The 24,612-nt window shown below is 39.9% G+C and carries 21 protein-coding genes and 1 tRNA gene; 11 read left to right on the top strand and 11 right to left on the bottom strand.

What is annotated here, in order from left to right; all coding sequences use genetic code 11:
- The first annotated feature begins 36 nt into the window (after nt 1–36).
- Both ubiG and ACUR5C_RS07115 read left to right on the top strand, forming a co-directional pair.
- The gene (gene ubiG, locus ACUR5C_RS07120; RefSeq protein ID WP_454467661.1) at nt 37–747 is read left to right on the top strand and encodes a bifunctional 2-polyprenyl-6-hydroxyphenol methylase/3-demethylubiquinol 3-O-methyltransferase UbiG; all 711 of its coding nucleotides are present in this window, start codon (nt 37–39) and stop codon (nt 745–747) included.
- 55 nt (nt 748–802) lie between these two features.
- Nucleotides 803–1,459 carry an HAD family hydrolase gene (locus ACUR5C_RS07115; RefSeq protein ID WP_454467660.1) on the top strand — a complete coding sequence of 219 codons (657 nt, stop codon included), beginning with the start codon at nt 803–805 and terminating at the stop codon, nt 1,457–1,459.
- A 19-nt stretch (nt 1,460–1,478) separates the two neighbouring features.
- Here the strand turns inward: ACUR5C_RS07115 and ACUR5C_RS07110 are convergent, their stop codons facing one another.
- Together ACUR5C_RS07110 and pdsR are read right to left on the bottom strand one after the other, a co-directional pair.
- Nucleotides 1,479–3,560 (bottom strand): ATP-binding protein, encoded by a 2,082-nt coding sequence (locus tag ACUR5C_RS07110; protein WP_454467659.1) that lies wholly within the window; start codon nt 3,558–3,560, stop codon nt 1,479–1,481.
- A gap of 94 nt (nt 3,561–3,654) precedes the next feature.
- Complete coding sequence (pdsR, locus tag ACUR5C_RS07105) at nt 3,655–4,347, bottom strand: proteobacterial dedicated sortase system response regulator (RefSeq protein WP_454467658.1); 693 nt, start codon at nt 4,345–4,347, stop codon at nt 3,655–3,657.
- 299 nt (nt 4,348–4,646) lie between these two features.
- Between pdsR and ACUR5C_RS07100 the strand changes: the two genes are divergently transcribed.
- The 6 genes from ACUR5C_RS07100 to ACUR5C_RS07075 all read left to right on the top strand — a co-directional run bounded on the left by ACUR5C_RS07100 (nt 4,647) and on the right by ACUR5C_RS07075 (nt 11,301).
- Entirely contained in the window at nt 4,647–5,330 is a 684-nt protein-coding gene (locus tag ACUR5C_RS07100; RefSeq protein ID WP_454467657.1) for an OmpA family protein, read from the top strand.
- 388 nt (nt 5,331–5,718) lie between these two features.
- Complete coding sequence (locus tag ACUR5C_RS07095) at nt 5,719–7,770, top strand: transglycosylase SLT domain-containing protein (protein ID WP_454467656.1); 2,052 nt, start codon at nt 5,719–5,721, stop codon at nt 7,768–7,770.
- A gap of 226 nt (nt 7,771–7,996) precedes the next feature.
- Entirely contained in the window at nt 7,997–8,287 is a 291-nt protein-coding gene (locus tag ACUR5C_RS07090; protein WP_454467655.1) for a DUF6763 family protein, read from the top strand.
- A gap of 209 nt (nt 8,288–8,496) precedes the next feature.
- A complete protein-coding gene (purM, locus tag ACUR5C_RS07085) occupies nt 8,497–9,537 on the top strand; it encodes a phosphoribosylformylglycinamidine cyclo-ligase (protein WP_454467654.1) in 1,041 nt (346 codons plus the stop codon).
- Between the two features lie 62 nt (nt 9,538–9,599).
- On the top strand, nt 9,600–10,241 hold the full coding sequence (gene purN, locus ACUR5C_RS07080) for a phosphoribosylglycinamide formyltransferase (RefSeq protein ID WP_454467653.1): 642 nt from the start codon (nt 9,600–9,602) through the stop codon (nt 10,239–10,241).
- Nucleotides 10,242–10,269: 28 nt separating this feature from the next.
- On the top strand, nt 10,270–11,301 hold the full coding sequence (locus tag ACUR5C_RS07075) for a DUF3108 domain-containing protein (RefSeq protein WP_454467652.1): 1,032 nt from the start codon (nt 10,270–10,272) through the stop codon (nt 11,299–11,301).
- 82 nt (nt 11,302–11,383) lie between these two features.
- Here the strand turns inward: ACUR5C_RS07075 and ACUR5C_RS07070 are convergent, their stop codons facing one another.
- The 3 genes from ACUR5C_RS07070 to ACUR5C_RS07060 all read right to left on the bottom strand — a co-directional run bounded on the left by ACUR5C_RS07070 (nt 11,384) and on the right by ACUR5C_RS07060 (nt 12,484).
- Entirely contained in the window at nt 11,384–11,902 is a 519-nt protein-coding gene (locus ACUR5C_RS07070; protein ID WP_454467651.1) for a protein tyrosine phosphatase family protein, read from the bottom strand.
- The gene (locus ACUR5C_RS07065) at nt 11,892–12,161 is read right to left on the bottom strand and encodes a YheU family protein (RefSeq protein WP_454467650.1); all 270 of its coding nucleotides are present in this window, start codon (nt 12,159–12,161) and stop codon (nt 11,892–11,894) included. The genes ACUR5C_RS07070 and ACUR5C_RS07065 overlap by 11 nt, the downstream gene beginning before the upstream one ends.
- 246 nt (nt 12,162–12,407) lie before the next feature.
- Nucleotides 12,408–12,484: transfer RNA gene (locus tag ACUR5C_RS07060), tRNA-Arg, on the bottom strand.
- A gap of 206 nt (nt 12,485–12,690) precedes the next feature.
- On the opposite strand from ACUR5C_RS07060, the gene queG reads away from it, so the two are divergent.
- The gene (queG, locus tag ACUR5C_RS07055) at nt 12,691–13,818 is read left to right on the top strand and encodes a tRNA epoxyqueuosine(34) reductase QueG (protein WP_454467649.1); all 1,128 of its coding nucleotides are present in this window, start codon (nt 12,691–12,693) and stop codon (nt 13,816–13,818) included.
- A 262-nt stretch (nt 13,819–14,080) separates the two neighbouring features.
- Here queG and ACUR5C_RS07050 read toward each other — a convergent pair whose 3' ends face one another.
- Together ACUR5C_RS07050 and ACUR5C_RS07045 are read right to left on the bottom strand one after the other, a co-directional pair.
- Complete coding sequence (locus ACUR5C_RS07050) at nt 14,081–15,988, bottom strand: hypothetical protein (protein ID WP_454467648.1); 1,908 nt, start codon at nt 15,986–15,988, stop codon at nt 14,081–14,083.
- Nucleotides 15,989–16,024: 36 nt separating this feature from the next.
- Nucleotides 16,025–18,595, bottom strand: a complete 2,571-nt coding sequence (locus tag ACUR5C_RS07045) for a serine/threonine protein kinase (RefSeq protein WP_454467647.1) — start codon at nt 18,593–18,595, stop codon at nt 16,025–16,027.
- A 298-nt stretch (nt 18,596–18,893) separates the two neighbouring features.
- Here ACUR5C_RS07045 and ACUR5C_RS07040 point away from each other — a divergent pair, with 298 nt between their 5' ends.
- The gene (locus tag ACUR5C_RS07040; RefSeq protein WP_454467646.1) at nt 18,894–19,085 is read left to right on the top strand and encodes a DUF6316 family protein; all 192 of its coding nucleotides are present in this window, start codon (nt 18,894–18,896) and stop codon (nt 19,083–19,085) included.
- 188 nt (nt 19,086–19,273) lie between these two features.
- On the opposite strand, the gene tcdA is transcribed toward ACUR5C_RS07040, so the two are convergent.
- Nucleotides 19,274–20,065, bottom strand: a complete 792-nt coding sequence (tcdA, locus tag ACUR5C_RS07035; RefSeq protein ID WP_454467645.1) for a tRNA cyclic N6-threonylcarbamoyladenosine(37) synthase TcdA — start codon at nt 20,063–20,065, stop codon at nt 19,274–19,276.
- 185 nt (nt 20,066–20,250) lie between these two features.
- On the opposite strand from tcdA, the gene ACUR5C_RS07030 reads away from it, so the two are divergent.
- On the top strand, nt 20,251–22,029 hold the full coding sequence (locus ACUR5C_RS07030; RefSeq protein ID WP_454467872.1) for an acyl-CoA dehydrogenase family protein: 1,779 nt from the start codon (nt 20,251–20,253) through the stop codon (nt 22,027–22,029).
- 10 nt (nt 22,030–22,039) lie between these two features.
- Here the strand turns inward: ACUR5C_RS07030 and hda are convergent, their stop codons facing one another.
- The 3 genes from hda to ACUR5C_RS07015 are packed head-to-tail and all read right to left on the bottom strand — an operon-like array spanning nt 22,040 to nt 24,568.
- The gene (gene hda / locus ACUR5C_RS07025; RefSeq protein ID WP_454467644.1) at nt 22,040–22,723 is read right to left on the bottom strand and encodes a DnaA regulatory inactivator Hda; all 684 of its coding nucleotides are present in this window, start codon (nt 22,721–22,723) and stop codon (nt 22,040–22,042) included.
- A gap of 10 nt (nt 22,724–22,733) precedes the next feature.
- Nucleotides 22,734–23,330, bottom strand: coding sequence for a CDP-alcohol phosphatidyltransferase family protein (locus ACUR5C_RS07020; RefSeq protein WP_454467643.1), 597 nt, complete (start codon nt 23,328–23,330; stop codon nt 22,734–22,736).
- Nucleotides 23,327–24,568 carry a DUF2066 domain-containing protein gene (locus ACUR5C_RS07015; protein ID WP_454467642.1) on the bottom strand — a complete coding sequence of 414 codons (1,242 nt, stop codon included), beginning with the start codon at nt 24,566–24,568 and terminating at the stop codon, nt 23,327–23,329. The genes ACUR5C_RS07020 and ACUR5C_RS07015 overlap by 4 nt, the downstream gene beginning before the upstream one ends.
- Nucleotides 24,569–24,612 lie beyond the last annotated feature (44 nt).

Raw genomic sequence — 24,612 nt, 5'->3', positions numbered from 1 at the left:
AAAAACGACAACCTAATTAATTTGGAAATAATACCTATGAAACAATCGCAAAATGTTGACGCTGCTGAAATTAAAAAGTTTTCAGATTTAGCTTCTCGATGGTGGGATTTAGAAAGTGAATTTAAACCACTTCACCAAATAAACCCTCTTAGACTAAACTACATTCACCAAAAGTCTGCAGGGCTAGAAGGCAAAAAGGTACTCGATGTTGGCTGTGGTGGTGGAATTTTAGCTGATTCAATGGCGGCTAAAGGGGCAATAGTGACCGGCATAGATATGGGCGAAGCACCGCTTTCTGTAGCAAAACTTCACCAATTAGAATCTGGGCAGAATGTTGACTACCAAAAAATTACTGCTGAAGAATTAGCGCTACAACAACCGCACAGTTTTGATATTGTCACTTGTATGGAAATGATTGAACATGTACCTTCACCCGCATCGGTAGTGGCGGCTTGCGCACAGTTAGTTAAACCCAATGGGCATGTGTTTTTTTCAACTATAAACCGCACTGTAAAAGCTTATGCGTTCGCGATTATTGGAGCAGAATATGTTTTGAAAATGCTTCCTAAAGGTACTCACCAATATCAAAAGTTTGTAAAGCCATCTGAACTGACCACTTGGTGCCGCAATAGTAAGTTAGCCACTCACGATTTAATTGGAATGCACTACAACCCGATAACTAAAGCTTATCGTCTAGGCGCAGGCGTCGACGTCAATTACATTATGCACAGTCAATTACAAAGCTAATTAACAGAAGGTTATAGGCTTTACTATAATCTATACGACCTAAGGACGTTACTTTATGCAAGGTATATTTTTTGATCTCGATGGCACTTTAGCAGACACTGCGCCTGATCTTTCACTTGCGATTAACTTAGTGCTAAAAGAGTTTGGCAAAGAACCTTTGCCATTTAGCGCCACCCGAGCACTCGTTTCTGGCGGCTCGCCCGCATTAATTAAACTAGCTTTTAATAAGACAGCAAGTGATCCTGAATTTGAAAATTTAAAACAAATGTTTTTAGATTTTTATGAGCAAAACATTCACGCAAAAAGCAAATTATTTAACGGCATCGACAAAGCTATCGCTATTTTAAATCAAAAAAATATTCCTTGGGGAATCGTTACCAACAAACCCGCCTACCTTACTCAGCAATTCGTTCCACACTTTTCATCACTTGCAAGTGCAAGTGTTGTGATTAGTGGTGATACTTACAATGAGAAAAAGCCGCATCCCAAACCACTTATTGAGGCTTGTAATGCGGTAAACCTTTCTCCCAAAGAATGCGTTTATGTTGGTGATGACGAGCGAGATATTATTGCAGCTAATCGCGCTAACATGTTCTCCGTTACAGCTAACTGGGGATATTTGTCGGGTCAAGATCCCTTCAGTTGGCACGCAGACTTTCATTTAGAAACAAGTGAAAGCCTAGCCGGATTTATCAAGGATACATTTAATTAAATAGGCATTGCATATTAGATTAGGCTTTTGCCTGTGGAACTCTAACACAAAAGCTCACTCCCGCCGGAGTTGTATGGTTCGACACAGTGACACTGCCTCTGTGAAATTCTGCCACTAGTTTAACCACATATAACCCTAACCCCAAATTGCCCTCGTTTTTTGAATCTTCACCACGAATTGAAACTAGTGAGCTAAAGATTTTTTTACGATTCTTTTTTTCAATTAGCGGCCCCTGATTAAATACAACTAATTCAATCCATTCTGACTTTTTTTCTAAAGTAATAACGATTGGCTTTCCTTGAGTACAAAAGTCCATCGCATTGGCTAAAAGTTTATCTAGCATTTCGGCAAATAAATCGGCCGATAGGTTCGCAAAAAGATTTTCACTTGGTTGCGAATATTCAAATTGAAACGTTTTAAAGGTTGTTTGGTAACCATCAATTAACTGTTGAACGAGTTGGTTAACCTTGACTGTTTCTACGCAGGCAGATTGCATGGCTTCTTTTATCCCGCTGGCGTGGCGCATTCGGGTGATTATTTCGCCTAACCGAGAAGTTCCAACCAGCGCTCTTTTAATAGTGGCCTTATTGTCAGCAGGTAAATCGTGGAGTAATAAGTTATCTAGTGAAGAGCGCACAACCGCTATCGGCGTTCTAAGCTCATGCGAAAGTCGAGATGCCAGTTTTTCTAAATAATCATTATACTCATACAGTTTATTTCCCATTTCGTAAAAAGCGTTTGACAGTTCGGCAATCTCATCTCCTTTTTCAAAGATTAATTCTGGCGGCGAAGCAATCCTGCCATCACTATCGGCAACTGACTTAACTTGTTTTCGCAACAGACTAATACGCCGAATTAAGCGCCCCACATACCAAGAGATAATAATTAGCACAATTAATATTAAACCCGAAGTAACCCAAACCATACGACTTAACGCTTGCTGTTGTAAAAACTGCACTCTCGCCACATTCTCTTCAAGTAAAATGACCCCTAACAATTTGTCAGCTTTGATAATCGGGGTGGCAGCCACCGCAATCGAAAAATCGCCATCTAACGATTTTTCAATTGCCGACGCCGTGCGCGAATTAATTGCTGCACTTATTAACGGGTTGTTTAATCTTAATCGGTCTTGGCGCTTATCATAGTTTTGTGACTGTTCACCAAATAACCATGCGGCTAATTTGTTGTACTGACTCTGGGGCGACTGTAAAGATCCTTTTCTGGCTAAGACTCTACCTTGAGCATCTAGCACCCATAAGCGCTGCCCTAAAATAATCGACAAGTTTTGGGTGTACTCTTCGATCTCTTTAACTGGCCAAACTAAACTATTTCTGTCGAAACGATTAGTTGTGAACAATTGTTTGTAGGTATTAGCGTTTTTTTGGTCGACATCATAAAAGGATATTCCCAGCTGCTTGGGAGATAACTTAAATGGAAAGCGTATTTCTAACTGAAACCCTAGCTGGGTTTCTACCCACTGAGCAGAAAAACGCCAATCAATTTTTAGCTGTTTATTTTGCAGCCGTTTTACCGGAATACGCCCTTGTCCATTGGGTTGAATAAATATTTGCTGAGGAATGTCACTGCTGTCTATATATTCGACCATCACTTGGTCTGCAACATAACTATTGACAGCATCTTTGTAAATAATTTGTTCATCTGTAACAGCAAGCGAAACAAACAAATGCTGCTGCGATGCGCCTAACAAAACACTTAGCTTTTCATTGCTCGCCATTTGCGGCGAATTATTTAAAGCTTGAAGCGCTTGACTAGAGGAAAAGCTAGACCTAAATTTCTCATAATATTCCCATTCATCAAAATAGCCGTCGACATTAATTTTTTCAGATAAAGGAAAAACGAATAATTCTTTTGCCAAACTATTGTCTGGCTTTTCTTGCGTTTGTGTAGCAAACCAATTGGCGTGTTGATTTAGCTGTAGACTGTAGAGTTTTGCTGCCAGTTCTAAATTACTTTTTAAATTATTCACTAATCCTTTTTCTACTGCTTGCAACAGAAAAATACTAGAAATAGGTATTAGCAAAGTGATTAAGCTTATAGAAATAAACTTGCTTTTCAATGACCACTGGGAAGGATTAAACAAATGCAAGTTATAACCTTTTCAAATACCGCAAGACGGCGTTACATATTAATTTGATTAAGATAGCATTTAGTCGCTAACTCTTGTTAGAGAGTGACTAAACTTTCCAACGATAGCCCATTCCGTATACAGTTTCAACACGATTAAATGATTTATCGATAGCAATAAATTTTTTACGTAAGCGCTTGATATGCGAAGTCACTGTAGAGTCATCGACAACAGCTTTTGCTGCTTCCATTAATTGGTCTCTGTTTTTGACATGACCTGGGCGCTTAGCTAGCGCATGTAATATCCAAAATTCGGTTAGCGTAATATCAAGCGTGTGCCCCTGCCAGGTTGCGACAAACCGATTAGAGTCTAAACATAAATCTCCAGTTTCTATTAATGCCTCAGTAGAATCTAAATTATTTTTAAGCGCGTCAACACGACGAAATAACGCTGATATGCGCACTAGAACCTGCGCTAGGCTTATATCTTTAGTCAAGTAATCATCGGCGCCTAAACGTAACCCAGAAATTGTATCGAACTCACTATCTAAAGCCGTTAAGAATATAATCGGTAAAGTTAAAGATTGAGCACGCAAATAGCGGCACAGTTCGAACCCCCCTTCTGGCTCATCTTTGAGTCCTACGTCTAAAATAGCTAAGTCAGGTAAACGCGTTTCAAACGCTTTAAGAGCCTCTGCTTTACTCGCATAACCAAAAACATCATACCCCTGCTTTCGTAAAGATGCCGAATAGTTTTCTCTTATTGCAGCTTCATCTTCGACTAATGCAATTCGTCTGGCCATGCTTAACTCTCTCATAAAATAAATAATAGGTAAGGATAATACCTTAAAAAATCGACTTTGAAAGCAGCTAGAGTAAAACGCCATATTTTTGCCACATTCCGCCTTTAATGATTCATTTTAATAATATTTTAGCGCCGTTATTTAGCGGTTTAATAGATTCATCCAAAAGCAAATCACAAAATAGCTTTTGGCGCTTTTACTAAGGACTTATAGACAAAGGGTAAGAGCCAAGGAAGGCCAATATTTTTGGGTAGAACCAATAGAATTAATCGATAAAACTAACATTTAGGAGTTTTCAAATGAAAAAAGTAATCACCATCACCGCATTATTAGTTGCTTCAACTATCAACACAGCGAACGCAGCGGCCTCAAGTACCGAAGAAAATATAGGCTTCGCCACCGGTGCGATCACCGGTGCAGCAGTGGGTGGCCCGCTCGGATTTATTCTTGGCGGTGTAGCTGGCATCTTATTGGGCGATCAAGTTGAAAAAGCCAATCAACTTGAGCAAGTCAATCAAGAATATGTCGTTCTGCAACAACAGCAAAGTGATTTACAGCTAGAGCTCAGCACATTGCGTGAATCTATCGCCAATGCTCCTCAAGAAACCTCTGGTTGGCTTGCCGATGGCCCAACGCTTAACCTAATGTTTACCACTAACTCTTTTGCCCTATCAGACACAGATTTAGCCAATATAAAACGTATCGCTAAACTATTAAATAATTATCCAAACTTTCAGGTACAACTTGATGGATACTCTGACCCTAGAGGCAGTAAAGCTTCAAACTTAACACTGTCTCAACAGCGAGTATCGGCGGTAGAGCAAGCATTTGCTGAGTTTGGAATAGACTCAAATAGAATTATTAGCCATGCTCACGGCGAAATTAGTACCTTTGAACAGGCCGACAGAGATGCGCTAGCAATGGCCCGAAAAGTTAGCTTAAACTTTATTGATACCAACGCGAACCAAGTCGCTCAAAACTGAGTTCTACCCCGCACGGCTCAGCCCCTTCTGTAATTTTCTGAGCCGTGCTTCCTAAAGTCTTCACCTTGGGTGCACGTTTAAGTTCCGCGTGCACTCTTTTTTATTCTATAAGCCAAATAAATAGAAATAACTAAGGTTTTAGCTGCTTTTTAGCCGCTGTTTGAGTAAAAAAGCTCAACTTATTGCTAATTTACGCGATAACTTAATAAAGATTGAATAATCAGCGCTTGCTATCGCTTTACTGTTCCCCATTTTTTAGCTTGTTAACAAAAACTAGACAGTGGTATGAAACAAGTGATAAAAAGAGGTAAGCGTTTATTTTTTAAACCTTTATTTTAAGTAACCGTGGCTCTACTTCACGGCTATAGCGCGCCCTAGGAAAACTGATTTGGCTGTAAATAAACTCAATTCAAAAGCAATCAGCATAATTGTGATGGGGCTTTTTATTGGCTGTTTAGAGGCCAATACGGCTATCAAAGATTTATCAAAAGACCTAACACTCCCTCAAAGCAACACCGCCAAGCCCGTATCTGCGCCACTAACAGATAAAAAACACGCTCTATCAGAGCAGCAATTGGCGACCAAAAGAGCGCTTTTTTTAAAAGCCGAGAAAGCCCTATTAAAAGGGCGCTACCAAGAGTTTAAGCAACTTTTAACCCAACTAGAAGACTATCCCCTTAAAAGCTACTTAATTAGAGATTATTTACTGAAGTCGCGTCAGTTTAAGCATACTCAAGCAATTGAAGCCTTTTTCAACGAATTTGGAGAACAGCCAGTCGCCAGGAAGTTGCGGTATAAATGGCTCTATTGGCTTGCCGACAATGATTATAGCCAGCTTTTTTTACGCCATTATAGAAGCTTTAACAGTCCACATTTAATCTGCAAACAACTCGAATTTAGACGTCGGCTAAATGAAAACCCTAAAGATGTTTTTAATCAAGTTGCCAATGTATGGGCAACGGCAAACTCGCTACCCAAAGCTTGTGATCCAATACTTGCGGCTTGGAAAAAGTCTGGTCTGCGCCAAGAATCACAAGTTTGGCAACGCCTTATTAAGGTAGTAAAAGCCAATAATTATCGCTTAATCAAGTACTTGAAAAAGCAGCTAGCCCCCGACTCTAGAGACGCGGCCGATCTGCTTATTGCAGCAAATAAAAGACCTTATTCACTTAAAAAGGTTAAATTTAGTTTGCCATTAACAGACAAAGCCCACGATATTATTGAGATTGCACTAGGTAAACTCGCTTGGCAGAACCCAAACCAAGCCATTGAGCTGTGGCAGCACCTTTCAACTCACTACCAGCTAAATCGCGAGCTACCACAGGTAAAGCGCAATATTAGTTTAAGTTTAGCTATCAATAGAGATCCTAAGGCAGAAGACTGGTTAAGTTCATTAACTCACTCGCAAGATGAGTCTGTAAAACACTGGCTATTATCGAGCGCTTTAAACCGCCAAGATTGGCCTAAGATTTTACAACTAACCCAAAACTTTATTGATGCTGGTGATAGCTCCAATCAATGGCAATATTGGAATGCGGTTGCAGCAACACAAATAGGAGACTTAGTTTCAGCTAAAAGTCGCTTCGAAGCTTTGGCGGCCACTCGTAGCTATTATGGTTTTTTATCTGCTCGCCAATTAAATATTCCTGCAAATTTAGCGCAACAAAGCTTTAATTTTGCAGCAAGTGAACTCGACGAGCTAGCAAACGCACCAACCGCCCTCCGCGCCAAAGAGCTATATCAATTAAAACGTTTTTCCTTAGCCCGCTCCGAGTGGAACTATCTCGTCCGTCAAACCCCGCACCAAGAGCAAATTAAATTGGCCCACATTGCCCACCTATGGGGTTGGCAGCACCAAGCAATTCTCGCATTTGCCAGAAGTAAACAAATTGACGATGTTGCCAAACGCTTTCCTTTAGCTCACTTAGAAACCTTTAATCAGTATGCACAAAAACACTCAATCCCAGTCAGTTGGGCGTTTGCTATTGCCCGTCAGGAAAGCGCATTTAAGGCCGATGCTCATTCGCGTGTAGGCGCCAAAGGCTTAATGCAGCTTAAGCACACCACCGCAAAGTCAGTCGCTAAACGTCAAGATAAGTACCATCACGCCAACCAGCTGCTTAACCCTGAAACAAATATTAAGCTTGGTACAGCACATTTAGGCAAAATGTACACTAGCTTTAAAGATAACCCAGTTTTGGCTACCGCTGCATATAATGCAGGTAAAAGCAGAGTTGACGAATGGTTAAAATTGAATAATTCAGAAAACAGCATTTATTGGATAGAACAAATACCATACAAGGAAACCCGAGAGTACGTTAAAAACGTGCTTACCTATCAACTCATTTATGCGCAATTAACCAATCAAAGTGAGGTGTTTATTGATCGAGTGTTTAACGCGCCTATATCGAGTCAAATTGGACAATCTGGCGCTAAATAGTCCAAAACCCTCAATTTTTCCTCGCTTTTCAAACCAAAGTCAATACCCGTATCTGGCAAATAAAAAATTCTTCTATTAGCCTTATTCTTATGAACGAAATGATCCTTTTAAAACACCAAATTTTAGACCATGCTTACTCTGAAGGGCCGATAATTAAAGGCCTTATATAATACCGAGTGAATTAACCGGCTCTTTCGATTACAAAACGAAAATAGAGGTAAGTACAATGATGTCTGGCCAAGTTTCTGCTGAAATCGGTCACTGGTACCGACCAATCACTGATCCTAACGTGTTCGAAGTGGTTGCAATTGACTACGATGATCAAACCGTTGAAATTCAATATTTCGATGGCGATATTGAAGAACTTGACTTTAGCGGATGGAAATCACTTAACCCTTTAGAAACAGCGCCTCCCGAAGACTGGACCGGCCCGTTCGAACTTGAACGGCAAGACCCTGCTTTTAACGACTATGCGATTAATGAAGCTTTACAGTCATTAGAACAGCGGCAGCGATAACTTTTCGCTAATCTCTAACCCCAAGAAATCGCTATCACTTATATTGGCGAGCTTTGAATTGGCAAGCTTAGTATTGGCGAGCATTTTATCATTTAATCCTCAAGCGACTGTTTATCTATTTAATTTTGCCCAAAATCTGTCGCATTCAAGCCCTAGCGTGATAGAATAGCGCGCAATTTAATCAGGCTATTAAAAAGAGATTTAAACGTATGACAGATTCAAACAAACCAAGCCTTAGCTACAAAGATGCCGGTGTTGATATTGATGCTGGAAATCAGCTAGTTGAACGAATAAAAAGTGTTGCAAAAGCGACACGTCGTCCAGAAGTTGTATCTAACTTAGGCGGTTTTGGTGCAATGTTTGAGTTGCCAACAGGCTATGAGCAACCCGTACTCGTTTCTGGGACTGATGGCGTTGGTACCAAACTACGTTTGGCTATAGATGCTGGCATACATGACAAAGTAGGAATTGATCTTGTCGCTATGTGTGTTAACGATTTAATTGTTCAAGGCGCAGAGCCACTCTACTTTTTAGATTACTATGCGACTGGCAAACTCGACGTGAACACTGCGGTTGACGTTGTCACAGGAATTGGCGAAGGCTGTAAACAATCTAATTGCGCTTTAATCGGCGGCGAAACAGCTGAAATGCCCGGCATGTACGAAGGTGAAGATTACGACCTAGCCGGCTTTTGTGTTGGTATAGTTGAAAAGTCAAAAGTCATTGATGGCACCAAAGTCACTGCGGGCGATCAACTGATAGGTTTGGCTTCTAGCGGACCTCACTCAAACGGCTACTCGCTTATTCGTAAAATCATTGAAGTTTCTGGCGCTGATTTAGAGCAAGAATTTGGCGACAGCACCTTAGCAAAAACCTTATTAGAACCGACAAAAATTTACGTTAAATCTGTGTTAGAGCTGATTAAGTCGTTAGAGGTTAAAGCACTATCGCATATTACCGGTGGTGGCTTACTAGAAAATATTCCACGTGTTATACCAGAAAACGCATGCGCTCAAATTGACACCCAAAGCTGGAAAATGCCTGCTATTTTTGAATGGTTACAATCCAACGGCAATGTAGAGATAATGGAAATGTATAAAACATTCAACTGTGGTGTTGGTATGGTTATTGTTGTGTCTCAAGATAACCTTGCACAAGCCATTCAAATCTTAAATGATTTAGGCGAAACCGCTTGGCACTTAGGTGAAATAACACCGGCAACCGACGGCACCCAAGTTAGTTTTAAATAGGCCAGAAAACTCTGGCCCTTACTTTAGTTTAATCACTCTATAAATTCTGCTGGTAGTATTAAATGGCGAGAAAACGGATTGTCATATTAATTTCTGGAAATGGCTCCAATTTACAGGCGCTAATTAACGCCCAGTCTAAAAACTTTTTTGACGCTGATATTGTCGCAGTTATTTCAAATAACCCAGCAGCTCACGGCTTAGTTCGCGCGCAGAATGCGGGCATAGTGACAGCTATTTTACCGCACCAAGACTATTCAAGCCGCGAACTCTTTGATCAATCATTAGCCGCTGAAATACAAAAATATCAACCCGACCTAATTGTATTAGCGGGGTTTATGCGCATTTTGAGTGAAGCGTTTGTTAGCCAGTTTTATGCCAAACTAATCAATATTCATCCCAGTTTATTACCCAAATATCCTGGCTTAAATACCCATGCTAAAGCGCTTAAAAATCAAGATAAATTTCATGGTTCAAGTGTTCACTACGTAACTAAAGAGCTTGACGGTGGGCCTGTCATTGCCCAGGCAAAAGTAAAGCTAATGCCAAACGACACTGAACTAAGCCTTGCAGAACGAGTCCTAACCCAAGAGCACCGCTTGTTCCCTCAAGTGGTTAAGTGGATTATTGAAGAAAAGGTAACTATGCTTAATAATCAAGCATTTTGGGAAAAGAAAGTTTTAACTCATCCCATTCAGCTCGATTAAAACAACATGAAATTTACACGAGCTTACAATGCAACCCATTTTAACGCCTAAAAAAAATCTTAAATATAAACGGCTCGGTGTAATCTGCTTAGTTTTTATGCCTTTTATTTTCTCATGTAGTAGTAAAGCTCAACCGCTTCACTCGGCTGATATTACAGTTACCTCAAAACAATTAGAAGTCAGTCAAATAAATCAGCAAACAACCAACCAAGCTAAGCCAGCTGGCGAACTGTCTGCAAACATAAGTAGTCAGCCATCAGCACAAACTGCGCTTAATGAAAACCAAGCCAACCTAAATAAAAACGCACAGCAACAATCTCTAAACGAAAACCCTGACCCGATTAATAGCAGCCAAGAACCCCTGCCACGAATTGAGCTAAACCGAGAAAACACTAAGTCAAAAAGAAATCATTGGGCATTTTTATTTCCTTATACCGCGAAATATACTGTCATTTCAGATGGAGACAAACTAGGAACTGCAACGCGCTCGTTAAAACGAACAACAGGTCACTGGTCGTTAGAGATTAAAAGTGAATTAAGAAAGTGGATGCTGAAACTAAAAAGTAATGAGTATTCGTTATTTAATATCGTGGGCAATGAACTTTACACTCACAAGTTTTTTACCTCAACGAAAATAAGCTTTAAAGATGACAGAGAAATAGTTCAAGATTTTAACTGGGATACTAACCGTGAAACAGGTAAAAAAGACTCTCAAACTTGGGAGTTGAGCTTAGATGAACACTTGTATGACAGAATGTCACATATAGTGCAAATGCGAGCCGATCTGCTACAGAATAAAACTGAGTTTGTGTACTTAATTAGTTACAAAGGAAAACGAAAACCATACCGTTATACTTTAAAGGCTAAACAAAAAATAGTCACTGAGTTCGGTACATTTGAAGCACTTAGATTTAATCGCTCGAGCGGTGACGATGGGCGGTTTTCAATTTGGTTTGCTCCGGCACTTAATTATTTCCCTATAAAAATTGCCCAGTTTGAACAAGACAAACCCGATGTTGAGTTGATTCTTAAAACCCTTAGTTTTGAAAACCTGGAATAGTCTTTGATCATCATTAGTCAGTTAACGAACTGACTAACTGACTAACTGACTAACTTTGAATTAAAACTAACTCACACTGCCATTATTTCTTTATGGATTTAATCACAGATTGAGTATGTTCTTTTAGACTGCCTAAGCCTGTACTTTCGCCAATAGAAATTGCTTCTTGTAGCGATTTACTTTGAACTGCCGCAGCTCTTATTGCCAAAAGTGCCCCTACCCGATTGCTACTTGCGCAATGAATAAGCACTGGCCCTTTAGCTGTTTGTAAAAGTTCATCTAACTTTTGTGCATTTTCTAAATTAATATCACTGGCTCCAGAAATGGGCAGTTGAATATATTCCATACCTTCGGTTTCAACAATTTTTTTCTCGTCAAAGTCGTTAAACTCACCTGGTGTTCTTAAGTTGATTATCGTTTTAACGCCACTTGTTGCAAATGACTTTATTGCCTGTTGCGAAGGTTGGCCCGCTGTAATTATCGAGTCACTCAAAGTATTTAAATTTTTAATTTCAATAGACTTTAGATTTGATGGCTCATTTGCCATTGTAAAACAGCTAAAAAGCAATACTATAATTAAAATTGCAGATTTATTTTTCACGATATCTCTCCTCATAGTTTTCTTGATTATCAGAGCTCTCACTAGAAACACTCAGCGCGTGAGGGTCTTTTAAATACACCGATTGATTGAGCTCGCTAAATTCAATTACAAGCTCCCCTTTACTAATATGGGACTTAATTTTATCAACCCATTCAGTCATTTTAAGGTCGACTTCGGCTTCATTAATATTGGATTGAATATAAGACTCAATGATGCCTTGCAGCGCTTCTGGGCTGAGTTGCTTGTGATCGATTAACACAATAAATAGTTCGCTTTGTTAAACAGAGATCCAGTTTAACTAAAATGACGCCAATACCTCAAGCTTTCTAACTAAAATGAACCTGTAGGTAACCCAAAGATAGCGACACTGAGACTATGCAGTTGTTTTAGAGCGGTTGTTTTACAGCGGTTGTATTAAAGCGTACTTTTTAGAAAGCATTAGAAATTGACTAATAATTGAATGCCTAAACAAAAAAAGGTCACTAAATAGTGACCTTTTAAAATTTGGCGCGCCATGAGCGATTCGAACGCCCGACCCTCAGGTTCGAAGCCTGATGCTCTATCCAGCTGAGCTAATGGCGCAAATGTGTTGCAGGCGCTAATCTAACCGAATGCAAGCCGAGACTCAAGTATTTTATGCAATTAATCTACTAAAGGTTAAAAAGCAACCAAGCTTCATAATTATCAAATTGCGACTTCAGCTTGGCTCGCTTAGCCTCAATACTTATATTTTAGAAAAAAGTGCGTATAATCTTAATGCATATTGTTCTGTTCGGCGATCGGTAAAGATGCAAGCTGAAGACTTGTTAAAAATAAAGCAAAAGATTATCAAAATTGCGCTTGAAAATGGCTTTCAAGATGCAAGAGTCTCTGATGTTGATACCGGCGGATATATAGATGAGTTTAAACAATGGGTAAAGGATGGCTATCATGGACAAATGTCTTACCTAGAAAGAAACCAAGATCTTCGTCAATTTCCGCAGCAGCTACACCCTAATACTTTGCGCGTGATATCTTTACGTTACGATTACCTACCTCAAAGCGCTGGCTTTTCTAAACCATTATTAGATTCAACCAAAGCGAATGTTTCTAGGTACGCTTTAGGACGCGACTACCACAAATTGTTAAGAAAAAAATTAAGCTCGCTTTGCAAAACAATTCAACAAGACGCTTGCTTAACGGATTTGAGTACACGAGTTTTTGTTGACAGTGCACCAGTATTAGAAACAGCATTTGCAGAAAAGTCTGGTTTAGGTTGGAAAGGAAAGCATACTTTAGTCATTAATCGACAGGCTGGTTCCTGGTTTTTTCTAGGCGAAATATTTATTAATTTAGCATTGCCAGTTGATGAGCCGGTTGAGGACTTATGTGGCAGCTGTAGTTCTTGCATTAAGCTATGCCCTACTCAAGCTATAATTGGACCCAATAAAGTCGATGCAACTCGATGTATTTCTTATTTAACCATTGAAAATCAGGGCGAAATTCCCGTCTCACTCCGCCCCAAAATAGGTAACCGGATTTACGGCTGCGATGACTGTCAGTTGGCTTGTCCCTGGAATCGTTTTTCAACGCCAAATAAATTTGGTGACTTTGCGGCGCGTAACGAACTAGACAATATTGATTTGCTCACACTTTGGCAATGGGATGAAGCAGAGTTTCTAGATAAGCTAGCAGGAAGTCCAATACGTAGAATTGGGTATCAAAACTGGCTTAGAAATTTAGCTGTAGCCATTGGTAATGGTGAATTTTCAGAGCCTGCAATAACGTTATTAAAAGCAAAAAAGAGTTTAGCCAATCAATTAGTGAACGAGCATATTAATTGGGCTATTACCCAATTAATGGATAAAACCAAACCCCTTCAAGATAATAAAAAATTACTTAACTGCATCAATACAATGCTACCACGAGATGCCTAATTTAAAAGTAAGAGTTTAACCAGTTAACTTTTTCAGCCACATTTTTTGCAACCGCATCTTTTGCAACCACATCTTTTGTAGCCACAGCTCTAATCCGCAGGGTTCTTAAGCATTATCTTGTTCAACAGCCCATAGAGATCAGGAGACACTTTAATGAGTCCGGGAAAATCAGCCTGCGGTCTAAATTTATTGGCTTGCTAAAATCTCGTGTAAAAAAATGCCCTTGATATTAAGGGCATTTAAACTAAGAAAAAGTGGGCGTTTAATGTTTGCTCAGTGTTAAACTTTTCAATTCAGTTAACCACTGGTTAACGTCTAACCCCTTCGCTTGTGCAATCGCAACGGCATTAGCTAAAAACTCTATCGCATCACTATTGTTACCTTTGGCTTTAGCTTCATTCGCTTTTTTATAAAAAACATTTTCTGGCGTTTCCAAATAAGCGTTTAATTTTTTCCCAAGCCCTTGCGCCAATTCTGTCGCTAAATTATCCATAATTTTAATATCACTGGGTAAACCGCCATCAACAAATGCTTGATGAAATTCCCCCTTTTGCAGTTCATCAATAGACTCTCCACTGAACTGGCGTTCACTTGATATTGTATCAGTTAATAAAATACTACCGTTAGAAGGCTCTACTATTCTATAAGCGACTTCGGCTACAGCAAGTTTTTTAATGTGTTTAACAACTAGCTCCACATTTTCCATTATGGGCGTTTCATTGTACTGCTTAGGTGCTTCCCCACGCTTACGTCTGGCCCAATCTTGATAGTCTTCGGTTTCTTCTCTGTGGGTGCCAACGCGAACATTTAAAGTTCTTTTTCCTTGACTCTGATTGGTTTCGATTGCCGCTTGCAATACTTCTCCGTCAATTTTTAATGCCAAGCCATCATAAGTTGATTCTTGTACTAACTTATCCGCGGTGACAATTGAAACTTCATTGCCTAGCTGCTCAAACAAAATTCGTTCGAGTTTGCTTCCAATTCGTCGTCCAACTGAGTTAAGTGCGCTTTGGCTAGTGAGAACTTCTTTAAAATCCGCGATAGACAATTTAGTCATGGCTCGCTGCTTTATTTCACCTAAGAGTTTAGTCGATTCTGTTTTTAGTCCCGGATAGGCGGGATCGAACTCAGCAATAACTCTTAACAAAGTTTGCTTTTCACCTAGATTTAAATTGGGCTGCTTAGACTTTTGCATTAATAAATCTAAAAACTGCTTTTCTTGAATAAAGCCACTTGCAGCAACCGATAATTGGCGTTGGATATTGCGCCCTTTATTAAAGTTATCGTAGGCTAATAATAAGTCGCCTTGTTGATAGGCTTTGTGTGCACTAGCAGAAAAATAATTTGCTAAAACTAAAATGCTTTTTTGCATCGATTTTTTAAGCTGCATAAAAATTGGTTCATCTGCTACAGCCATCATCGCCTGATATGCTGACTCTGGTTTACCGTTCTCTAACGCAAAGCGAAAATCTTTTTCAAATAAGCCGGCTTGAGCCTGTGACAACATTGACTCAAACTGGATATTTCCCGCATCAATCGCTAAACCTGTTTTTGCTGCATCTTTTGCCGTACTGTACAAGCGTTTCGCGAGCGCATCACTTCCAACATAAAGCATTTGCGAAACTGTAGTTTTCTTTGCTTCTTCAAAAGATTTTGCTTCAGGCTCATTTGCACCCGCTAGTTGTGCCGCTTGCCGATGAAAGTTAACTTTTTCTGCTACCCCGGCTGCTTGCTCACTTTGTTGCATAAGCGATGCAATCGCCTGGTTTTTACTCTCGAGCAAAGCATCAACTTGCGGAGCTATACGGGCATAATCTGTTGCTGACCAGTTTTGCATGTCACTTAAATAGTTTTTAAAGTCAACAATATTTTTTCTAGTCACAGAAAAGGCATCATTCGCTTGCTGCTGCTTTAAGCTAGTTAAAGTTTGATTAGCTTGCGTAACTAATAAACCAACTATTTTACTTCTTATATTAATTGCTTCTTTTTTACTACTGCCACTCGATTCTGCGATGACCTTCTCTATTTTAGCGTACAGGCTAGGTAGGTTGTTATTTTGTGCTGCGCTGGCTATTTCTGCATTAGAAATTATCGCGGGCTTAGCTCCACCACAAGCAATTAAACTGATTAACACCAAACAACTACATAGTTGTATCAATTGGTTTTTCATAGAAATATACCTTAAATTTTTATTTGCACTAATTTACTAAAATTCGACTTCCGTTGGTGGGTCTTGCTGTTTTTTACTTTCAGGCTCACTCGTTAACTCAACTTGCCTAGCTTCAGGTTTATCTTCAGCTTTAATATCATTGCTTTCTTGTTGTTTAGTATCGACTTTACTTTCAGGCGATGTTTTAGGCAGATTGTTATCTGTTGGTGAGGCTAAATCTTCATTTTGACCAGCGCCACTATCACCATTGGCTTTACTATTTGCTTTACTATTTGCTGACTCTTGATTGATCGAATCTAAGCTATTGGCATCAGAACCAGTTGAGTCAAGCTGGCTTTCAGGCTCTTCCTTGGTAGGAACAACTTCTATAATATTGGCGACGCTTTCTGCAAAAGAATCATAATCGGTATCTTCTGAGTTAAATAGCTTTAATTTAGTTAACCAAATTTCTGCATTCGCTCTATCATTGGCGGCTATAAATTGAGTTAGCGTTGTTTTAATTGTCGCCTCAATTCGAGCAATGCCAGTTTTGGCCTCTTCATTGGTTGGGTCAATTTCAAGGACTTTTTTATATTTAGCCAGCGCATTATTTTCCTCTGGCATTACAAGCACGCCCTGAGACTCAAAACTTTTCGCGCTGTCTAGACTACCAAGCAGTTGCATTTGCACCATGGGGTCATTAAGTTTAGCAAGTCTTTCTTGCTCTGCTTTTCGCTTGGCTTCAGCTAAAGCCGCTTGTTCTTTTTGTTGCTGTTGAAGCTTGGCATACTGGTTTTCTCCAGTCACAATTTTCTGCCTCAATGCTGCTTGTTTAAGCTTATCTTGTGACAATGAATTAAATCGCGCTTGGAAAGCTTTGGCTTTAGAAAAAGAACGTTCGGCAACCGCTTGTTCAATGAGTATTTCATATGCATCTGCAACCTTTTGAAGGCCGTCTTGCGCCGCTTGGTTGCTCTCGTCTAACTTTAAAACTTCTTGATAATAGTAAATAGCGTTTTTTTCGGCCGGCGATGAAAGGCGTCGGTTAAGCAGTGCTTGCTCTGCATCTTCTAATAAACTCGCTATTTTCTGTTGGGTCTTTGCCTGAGAGTCGCTATCTTCTAAAAATGCTTGTTCCATCTGCTTAATATTTTCTTGAGTAGCGCCTAACAGTTTGTAATTAGGATCTTCAAAACTAACCAAAGCAACCCATTGCTGTGCTTGTTCAAACGCATTTTTTTCAGCTAGATCAGTTGCCTCACTTAAACTCGTGCTTAAAATGTTTTGATAAATTAAATTTGCATTATTGTTATCTGGCTGTAAGGTTTTTACCGTAGCGACTAGCTTTAGTGCTTGCTTAAAATCATCAATATTATGTGGGGTAAACTGCAATAATGCATCAGCTTGTTGCAATAGTTCGGCAACGTTTGGTTGTTCTGGCTCTGCTGTATTTTGCGCTACACTAGTATCGCTTTGCTTACGCTCTAACTTAGACAACTGAGGTTCAGCAGCAGTACTTGGCTTACTCGCATTTTCGCTAAGCGGTTTAAAAGCGTAAATATTTGCATTAATCCAGGCGCTTGTTTCGGCAAACCAATAGTCTTTACTTAAAACCCCAACGGCTAGTAACGCCACAAGCGAGCTCATTACAACAATTTTAGGTAGTTTACTGGCACTGCTATCTTGGGATTCGGTTTGATAATTAAAGCTACGCTTTTCAGTATGCAAATCGTCGAATATTTCTGGCACTTCCGACTCGGTATTAATTTCCGTGGGGTTTTGTGTAGAAACAGGCTTTTGCGCCGGGGGTACAATACTTTGAGATTTTCCAGAGCGAGAAAACTCCACCAAAGCAAGCGCTAGGTCTTTGCCAGTTTGAAAGCGCTTGTCAGGATCTTTGTCTAGTAGCTGATCAATAATCCACTGATAATGGTCTAGTCTAACTGGCAATTTAGGAATGGGTTTAGTGACGTGCTGAATACAAACTGCAACAGAGTCTTCGCCTGTAAACGGAACTTTGCGGGTTAGCATTTCGTATAAAATAATGCCTAAACTGTATAAATCGGAACGGCCATCTACTGTTTTGCCACGGCACTGCTCTGGGCTCATGTATTCTGGTGTGCCAATAAGCTTTCCGGTTTGCGTCATTTGGGTAGATGAGTTAGAGGCTTTAGCAATACCAAAATCAGTTAACACGGGTTCATTATCGCCGTTAAACAAGATGTTTTCGGATTTTACGTCTCTATGTATATAGCCTTTTTGGTGTGCAAAATGCAATGCACCTGCCACCTTCGCAATAATGCTGATGCACTCTTTGGTTTTAAGACCGCTATTAATTTTTGCTTTTAGGTCAGATCCTGGCATATATTCCATAGCCAAGTAATAGAAATTACCACTTTCACCGACATCATAGACGGTAACAATGCTCTTATGGGAGAGTTTAGCGACTATTTTCGCTTCGCGAATAAATCGCTCTCCAAAGGTTGGATCAGCTGCTAATGCCGGAGACATGACCTTTAAGGCTACTTCTCTATCAAATCCTTTTTGAATGGCAAGATATACAGTTGCCTGACCGCCCACTCCAAGAGTTCGAATTATTTTATAACCAGGAATCTCGATGGCGCTCAATACTTATCTCACTTTAAAATCGTTATAATTGTTATGTTGGTACTTGATTGGTCCGACCAAAACTCGCTAAAACCAACCAATTTCAATATGTTACTGGATATTAACAAATCCGGCTCAGCCTGTGAAACGCTTCCGAATTATTCTCGTAAGTTTAGCTTAAAAACGTCGACTGAGGCGTAATATCAATTTTATATTAAGGATAATATTATAATTGATAATTCATATTAACGATAAGGTTAAAAATTGAGCTAAAATTAACTACGTAAGGTAACTTTAAACGATAAAAGGAGAAACGTTTATGAAAATACGCCATGGAGAGCCCTCAAAGGCTTGGTTTCGCTCAGACAGATACTACCACACTAATGACGGCTGGTGGTTTATGACTCGAGAGCATAAAGAAGAAGGTCCATTTTCATCTCAACATGAAGCTGAAAATGAGCTTATGCTGTATATCAGAAAGATTAACCAGCTTAGTAATTTCACGTCTTAGCCGTTTTATGTCGTAGTAATTTCAAGTCAAAGCAATTTCAAGTCTTAGCAATTTCAAGTCTTAGTAATTAGGCGCCTTTGCAAGCATTAACTTGATACTCAGGCTAGCAGAGTACAAATTTCACCATACTCAAAACGCTTAGTAAACTAAGCGCTTTGAGTTTGAGTGGCGATGATTCAATACTTGGCTCAAGATTGTGCGAGTTTTTTGAGCACTCGTGCCGCTGCAAACATGCCAAACGAAGCAGTAACTACACTACCGGCACCTAATCCACCTTCACAATCCATTTTCACACTTCCATCTTGAAATACCTTTTGTTGGCAGGTTTCACCGTCCAATTGCGGGTAATTGAGCTGTTCCAGCGAATAAATGCATTCAATGCCAAATTTACGTTTCGGGTTTTTGCTAAAGCCATAGTGTCTACGTAATTCACTACGCACCTTGGCAGCTAAAGGATCTTGTATAGTACGCGACAAATCAGCACAGCTAATTTGCGTGGGATCTAGCTGGCCTCCTGCTCCACCGGTCGTAATTACTTTAATTTTATTGCGTTTACAAAAGGCTAACAAAGCGACTTTAGCTGGTACGCTATCAATAGCATCTATAACAAAATCTGGATTATCTGCCAGTATTTCTGCTTGATTTTTAGCGCTAATAAAATCACTGGTTAGAGTGACTTGGCAATCAGGATTAATGTTTTTAATTCTCTCAGCCATCGCTTGTGTTTTTAACTGACCGACACTTTTTACATCAGCATGAATCTGGCGATTGGTATTGGTTACACAAATATCATCTAAATCGACCAAATGGATGTTACCTATATCCGATCTTGCTAACGCCTCTGCAGCCCAACTACCAACGCCGCCTAAGCCCACTACAGTCACTCTAGCTTGCTGGAATTTTGCGTGTGCTTTTTTGCCATACAGCCTGCTTATCCCGCCAAAACGCAAAGATCTTTGCTCTTGAGTATTGTCTTGCATAACCAACTAATTGATTGAGTTAAAAATTTGAAGAATCATTATACATGAGTATTTATCTTCGGCAGGAGCATTAATTGTTTGAAATACTAACTTATCGCGGCTTTATAAATATTGCAGACAAACCACTTGACCCAACTCCTCTGACCAGATAAATTAATCCGCATCAATTCAAAGAGGACTGAATGATGCCCCAATATACTGCACCACTAGAAGACATTCACTTTAACTTACATACTTGGTTAAAAGTGACCCAACACTATCAAAATTTAAAACTCGACGACGCCGCAGATGAAACACTTATTAACGCTATCGTTGAAGAATCTGGCAAGTTTGCGAGCGAAGTACTTTCGCCACTCAATTTTCCTGGTGATCAGGTAGGCTGCATTTTAGAGCAAGGTAAAGTAATTACGCCTGCTGGCTTTAAACAAGCCTACCAGCAGTATTGTGAAGCGGGCTGGTCCTCATTGGCAGCATCTCCTGAATTTGGTGGACAAGGCTTGCCCTACTCACTCTCTGTAGCGACCGCAGAGTTTAATGCGGCCGCTAATACTTCATGGAGTATGTATCCTGGGTTAACCCATGGAGCCATTGCAGCATTAGAACACCATGCAACTCAGGCCTTAAAAGAACAATTTTTGCCAAAATTAATTTCTGGCGTATGGACTGGCACTATGTGTTTGACCGAAGCTCATTGTGGTTCAGACCTAGGCCTGTTAAAAACCAAAGCTGAATTAGTTAATGGTGATTACTTAATTAGCGGTACCAAAATATTTATTTCAGCAGGTGAACACGATATGGCTGAAAACATCATTCACTTAGTACTTGCGCGACTTCCAGATGCTCCGTCAGGAACTGCCGGCATTTCATTGTTTGTAGTTCCCAAAATCTTACAGTGCGAAAACTCCTGTGAACAGCCAAGTGACAATCAAGTGCAGTGTAGCGCCATTGAACATAAAATGGGCATTAAAGCTTCTTCAACTTGCGTGATTAATTTTGACCATTCGAAAGGCTATTTAATTGGCGAACCTAATAAAGGCTTGAGCTACATGTTTACCATGATGAATAAAGCTCGGCTGGGAACCGCAATACAAGGTTATGCCATTGCAGATTTATCTCGCCAGGCGTCGTTAGCTTATGCTAAAGACCGTCTGCAAATGCGTTCACTTTCTGGGCCTAAATATCCCAACAAACCGGCCGATCCCATTATCGTTCATCCAGACGTGAGACGTATGCTGCTGTCTCAAAAGGCTCTCATAGAAGGTTGTCGAGGACTAGCGCTTTATACCGCAACACTCGTCGATATAGTCGAACATGGGAATCAACAAACAGAAGAAGCGAAAAATGCAGAATCTCTTTTAAGCCTGCTTACGCCAATTTGCAAAGCCTTTATGACAGAAGTTGGCTTTGAATCTACCAATCATGCAGTGCAAACTTTAGGTGGTCACGGCTTTATTTGCGAATGGGAACTTGAACAACAAGTAAGAGATTCTCGCATTACTTTAATTTACGAAGGTACCAACGGCATCCAAGCGCTCGACTTCCTCGGCAGGAAAGTGTTGCGTGATAATGGCGCTGCTCTAGGATCATGGATTAAACAAATTATGGCGCAAACCGACGCTGTGAGTGATGAGTTTTCACCTCAAAAACAAGCGCTAGTTAAATTATGCAAACAATGGTCACAAATCAGCCAAAGCATTGGGTTGAAAGCCGCCAATAATCTTGAAGAAATTGGTGCTGCTGCGTTTGATTTTTTAATGTACTCGGCATATATCAGTGTCGCGCATATATTATTACAACAAGCTAACTGTGTTGACAAAAGTAACGCAAGCGACCAGTTTAAACTCAGTAAAAAGCAAACAATGAAATTTTACTTCGCGCGCCTGCTAAGTAGAACGGAAACTCATAAACTCAATATTGAAGCAGGCATTGAAACATTAGAATGTGCTGAATTTGAGCTAAACTAAACCGACTTTTTCACTGGTCTAAGATTTCTTTGACCAGTGGAATGGTGACTTTACGCTGTAGCATCATACTAGAGCGATCTAGTGTATCTAGTATTTCGACAAGATCAGCAACCGAACGGCTGTAACGCGATAAGATAAACTTAGCCACTTCTGCAGGAATATCTAATCCGCGGTGAGTAGCCCTACTCTGAAATAGCGATATTTTTCCGGTATCACTTAACGCTTCTAACTTATATATTTCCATAGCGCTCAAACGAGAATTTAAATCTGCCAAATTAAACTGGGTTTGGGCAGGCGCAGCATTGGAAAAAATAATTAAGTGCTTGTGGTCAGCCTTTAATTCGTTATACAAATTAAACAGCGCAACCTCCCACTCACTCTTAGCCTTAACTGCTTCTACATTATCAATACAAACTAAGTCGAGGTGATGCATTCCCTGTAAGATTTCTGCATCAAAACTTTCATTATCTAGAGGAAGATAAGCCGCCAGTAAGTCTCGCTCTGCAAAGCTATGACATAGTGCTTGTGCTAAATGCGTTTTACCGGTTTCGCTGGCGCCCCAAATAAAAATAAATTCTGGAGCTGCATCGGCTAAAGTACTTAAGCGCTCGATCAGCTGAAGGTTGTGGCTCGCTTCAAAGTTATCAAAGGTACTCGAGTCGTCGAGCTGAACGTTTAAAGGTAATTGCAACATATTAAAGTAATCAGTCTTGGTTCTTAGTTTTCTGAGTAGGCGATGATTTACTTTTAAGTTGATACAGTTCAACTTTAAACTTTTTACCCCACACCCAACCATAATGAATACCACTACTTAAAGTTGTCACATAAGTTGCGATTACCATAGCTTCAATAAAAGCAGGTGATAGAGTGTACAAGCCAGCTGAAACCAAAATACAAGTGACTAAAAATAATTGTACAAAAGTATTTAACTTCGACAGCTTGCTGGGCTTCATTTCATAAGGCCCTAAGCGATAATGAAAATAATAGGCACCACTGACAATAAAAACATCGCGTAAAACAATTAAACCAAATAGAATCCAACTAATTTGTTGATTTATTGCCAAGATAACGATGGTTGTTATGAGCAGTGCTTTATCAGCCAGTGGATCTAATATGGCACCAAAGCGACTGACCCAACCAAACTGCTTTGCTAAAAAGCCGTCTAGGGCATCTGAAACACCTGCGATAACAAACACGAATAATGCATTTTGATAATTTTCGTTAATGAGAAAGATCGACAGCGGGATCAGTAAAACGACACGTAAGATCGTAATCACATTAGGAATAAAGCTTAAATTCATTCAACCCACCGAAAGTAAAGCATGGTTTCTTGCTCTAAAGGTAATGGCTGTAAACTAGCGTTTGCTTTATTTAAGACGTTTAGACTGTCCTTTTCTAGCGACTCATCTTTTTCTGGCTCAGCTAACACAAGATTATTCTCGGAAAGCGCAGAGAAAGACTGATCGGTAGAACCAGATTCAGTTAACTGAAATGGATCGACACTTGGCGCAGTTTCTTGAATCAGTTTATTGCTCAACTCGATGCCTTCAATAACCGACTGAAGCTCACCTAGCAAAGCAATATTAAAGCGGGCATGCGTTCCCGCAACTTGCTCCAACTCCACTTTTCTTATTGACGATAGGCCCTCTAAAAACTGCTGAACCTGTTTAAAGTCTTTAAAGTTTTTAACCCCAGATATTTGAAGCTTTATTGGTAAAGTATCGGCTGATTCTACAACACAATACTTTGCACATAACTGTTCTGCCAATCGATTAGACAAACTTGCTACCAATGCTTGTGGCGTTGGCGCTTCAATTTCAATTGCCTGTTGTTCTGACTGATTTAGATAAGTTAATTTACTTTGCCAAGTATCACCAACTTGATTGATTCGACCAACTAAGACTGAATCAGCTTGGTAACGCTCCGAAGCGTTATTTACAGGACCTAAAAATCGCCCCCAAACATCACTTAAAGTAACATTCAGTTCATCTTCCAAATCCATTAAAGGTAATATAACTGGAAGGCCACGTCGTTTTGCCTCTTCCGATATAAGATCGGACCAAAAGCTATTTTCGGGATTTTCTTTAACTAATTGGCGATTAAAGTTTTCTTCTACTGCAAGCCATAGAATGGTAACCGGTCGATTACTGCCCCAAATAGGCATACCGGCAGTTTGAATCAGCTCATCAACTAAACGCGGTTCAAAGTGCATTTTTAAATTAAACGGATACTCTGAAGCTTGCTGTGAATTACTCGCAGAATCGTTAGGAATATATTCGAAGCGCTGCAAAAAAGCCGTAACTTTACGAAAAGACTGCTTCACTTCGTATGCATCTAATACTCTTTCTGAACCACTTTTACGGATCAATACTTCTTTAAAGCCAGTTAGCACTGCTCTTGAACGAGTTGTACTTCGTTGGTCCGCCACGCCTACACTTGACTCATATAACCCCTGAACTTCAACCGCTTGCACACTATCTACTCTAGCGCAAAGCAAGATCACAGTAATTAAAATAAGTCGGTTAACTAGTAGTTTCATAATCGTCCCATTAAATAAGATGCTGACAATGATAATCTAACTAT

It is taken from the genome of Aliikangiella aequoris, from assembly GCF_053709105.1.
Note: the sequence above shows the minus strand (reverse complement) of the source record. Positions and strands in the feature narration are given on the sequence as shown.

Excerpts from the sequence above, each read along its gene's own strand:
- ACUR5C_RS07030 (WP_454467872.1), top strand. The coding sequence starts at position 20,251 with ATGCCCCAATATACTGCACCACTAGAAGACATTCACTTTAACTTACAT.
- ubiG (WP_454467661.1), top strand. The coding sequence starts at position 37 with ATGAAACAATCGCAAAATGTTGACGCTGCTGAAATTAAAAAGTTTTCA.
- purN (WP_454467653.1), top strand. The coding sequence starts at position 9,600 with ATGGCGAGAAAACGGATTGTCATATTAATTTCTGGAAATGGCTCCAAT.
- ACUR5C_RS07015 (WP_454467642.1), bottom strand. The coding sequence starts at position 24,568 with ATGAAACTACTAGTTAACCGACTTATTTTAATTACTGTGATCTTGCTT.
- pdsR (WP_454467658.1), bottom strand. The coding sequence starts at position 4,347 with ATGGCCAGACGAATTGCATTAGTCGAAGATGAAGCTGCAATAAGAGAA.
- ACUR5C_RS07020 (WP_454467643.1), bottom strand. The coding sequence starts at position 23,330 with ATGAATTTAAGCTTTATTCCTAATGTGATTACGATCTTACGTGTCGTT.
- ACUR5C_RS07090 (WP_454467655.1), top strand. The coding sequence starts at position 7,997 with ATGATGTCTGGCCAAGTTTCTGCTGAAATCGGTCACTGGTACCGACCA.
- ACUR5C_RS07100 (WP_454467657.1), top strand. The coding sequence starts at position 4,647 with ATGAAAAAAGTAATCACCATCACCGCATTATTAGTTGCTTCAACTATC.
- ACUR5C_RS07040 (WP_454467646.1), top strand. The coding sequence starts at position 18,894 with ATGAAAATACGCCATGGAGAGCCCTCAAAGGCTTGGTTTCGCTCAGAC.
- ACUR5C_RS07050 (WP_454467648.1), bottom strand. The coding sequence starts at position 15,988 with ATGAAAAACCAATTGATACAACTATGTAGTTGTTTGGTGTTAATCAGT.
- ACUR5C_RS07075 (WP_454467652.1), top strand. The coding sequence starts at position 10,270 with ATGCAACCCATTTTAACGCCTAAAAAAAATCTTAAATATAAACGGCTC.
- hda (WP_454467644.1), bottom strand. The coding sequence starts at position 22,723 with ATGTTGCAATTACCTTTAAACGTTCAGCTCGACGACTCGAGTACCTTT.
- queG (WP_454467649.1), top strand. The coding sequence starts at position 12,691 with ATGCAAGCTGAAGACTTGTTAAAAATAAAGCAAAAGATTATCAAAATT.
- tcdA (WP_454467645.1), bottom strand. The coding sequence starts at position 20,065 with ATGCAAGACAATACTCAAGAGCAAAGATCTTTGCGTTTTGGCGGGATA.
- ACUR5C_RS07115 (WP_454467660.1), top strand. The coding sequence starts at position 803 with ATGCAAGGTATATTTTTTGATCTCGATGGCACTTTAGCAGACACTGCG.
- purM (WP_454467654.1), top strand. The coding sequence starts at position 8,497 with ATGACAGATTCAAACAAACCAAGCCTTAGCTACAAAGATGCCGGTGTT.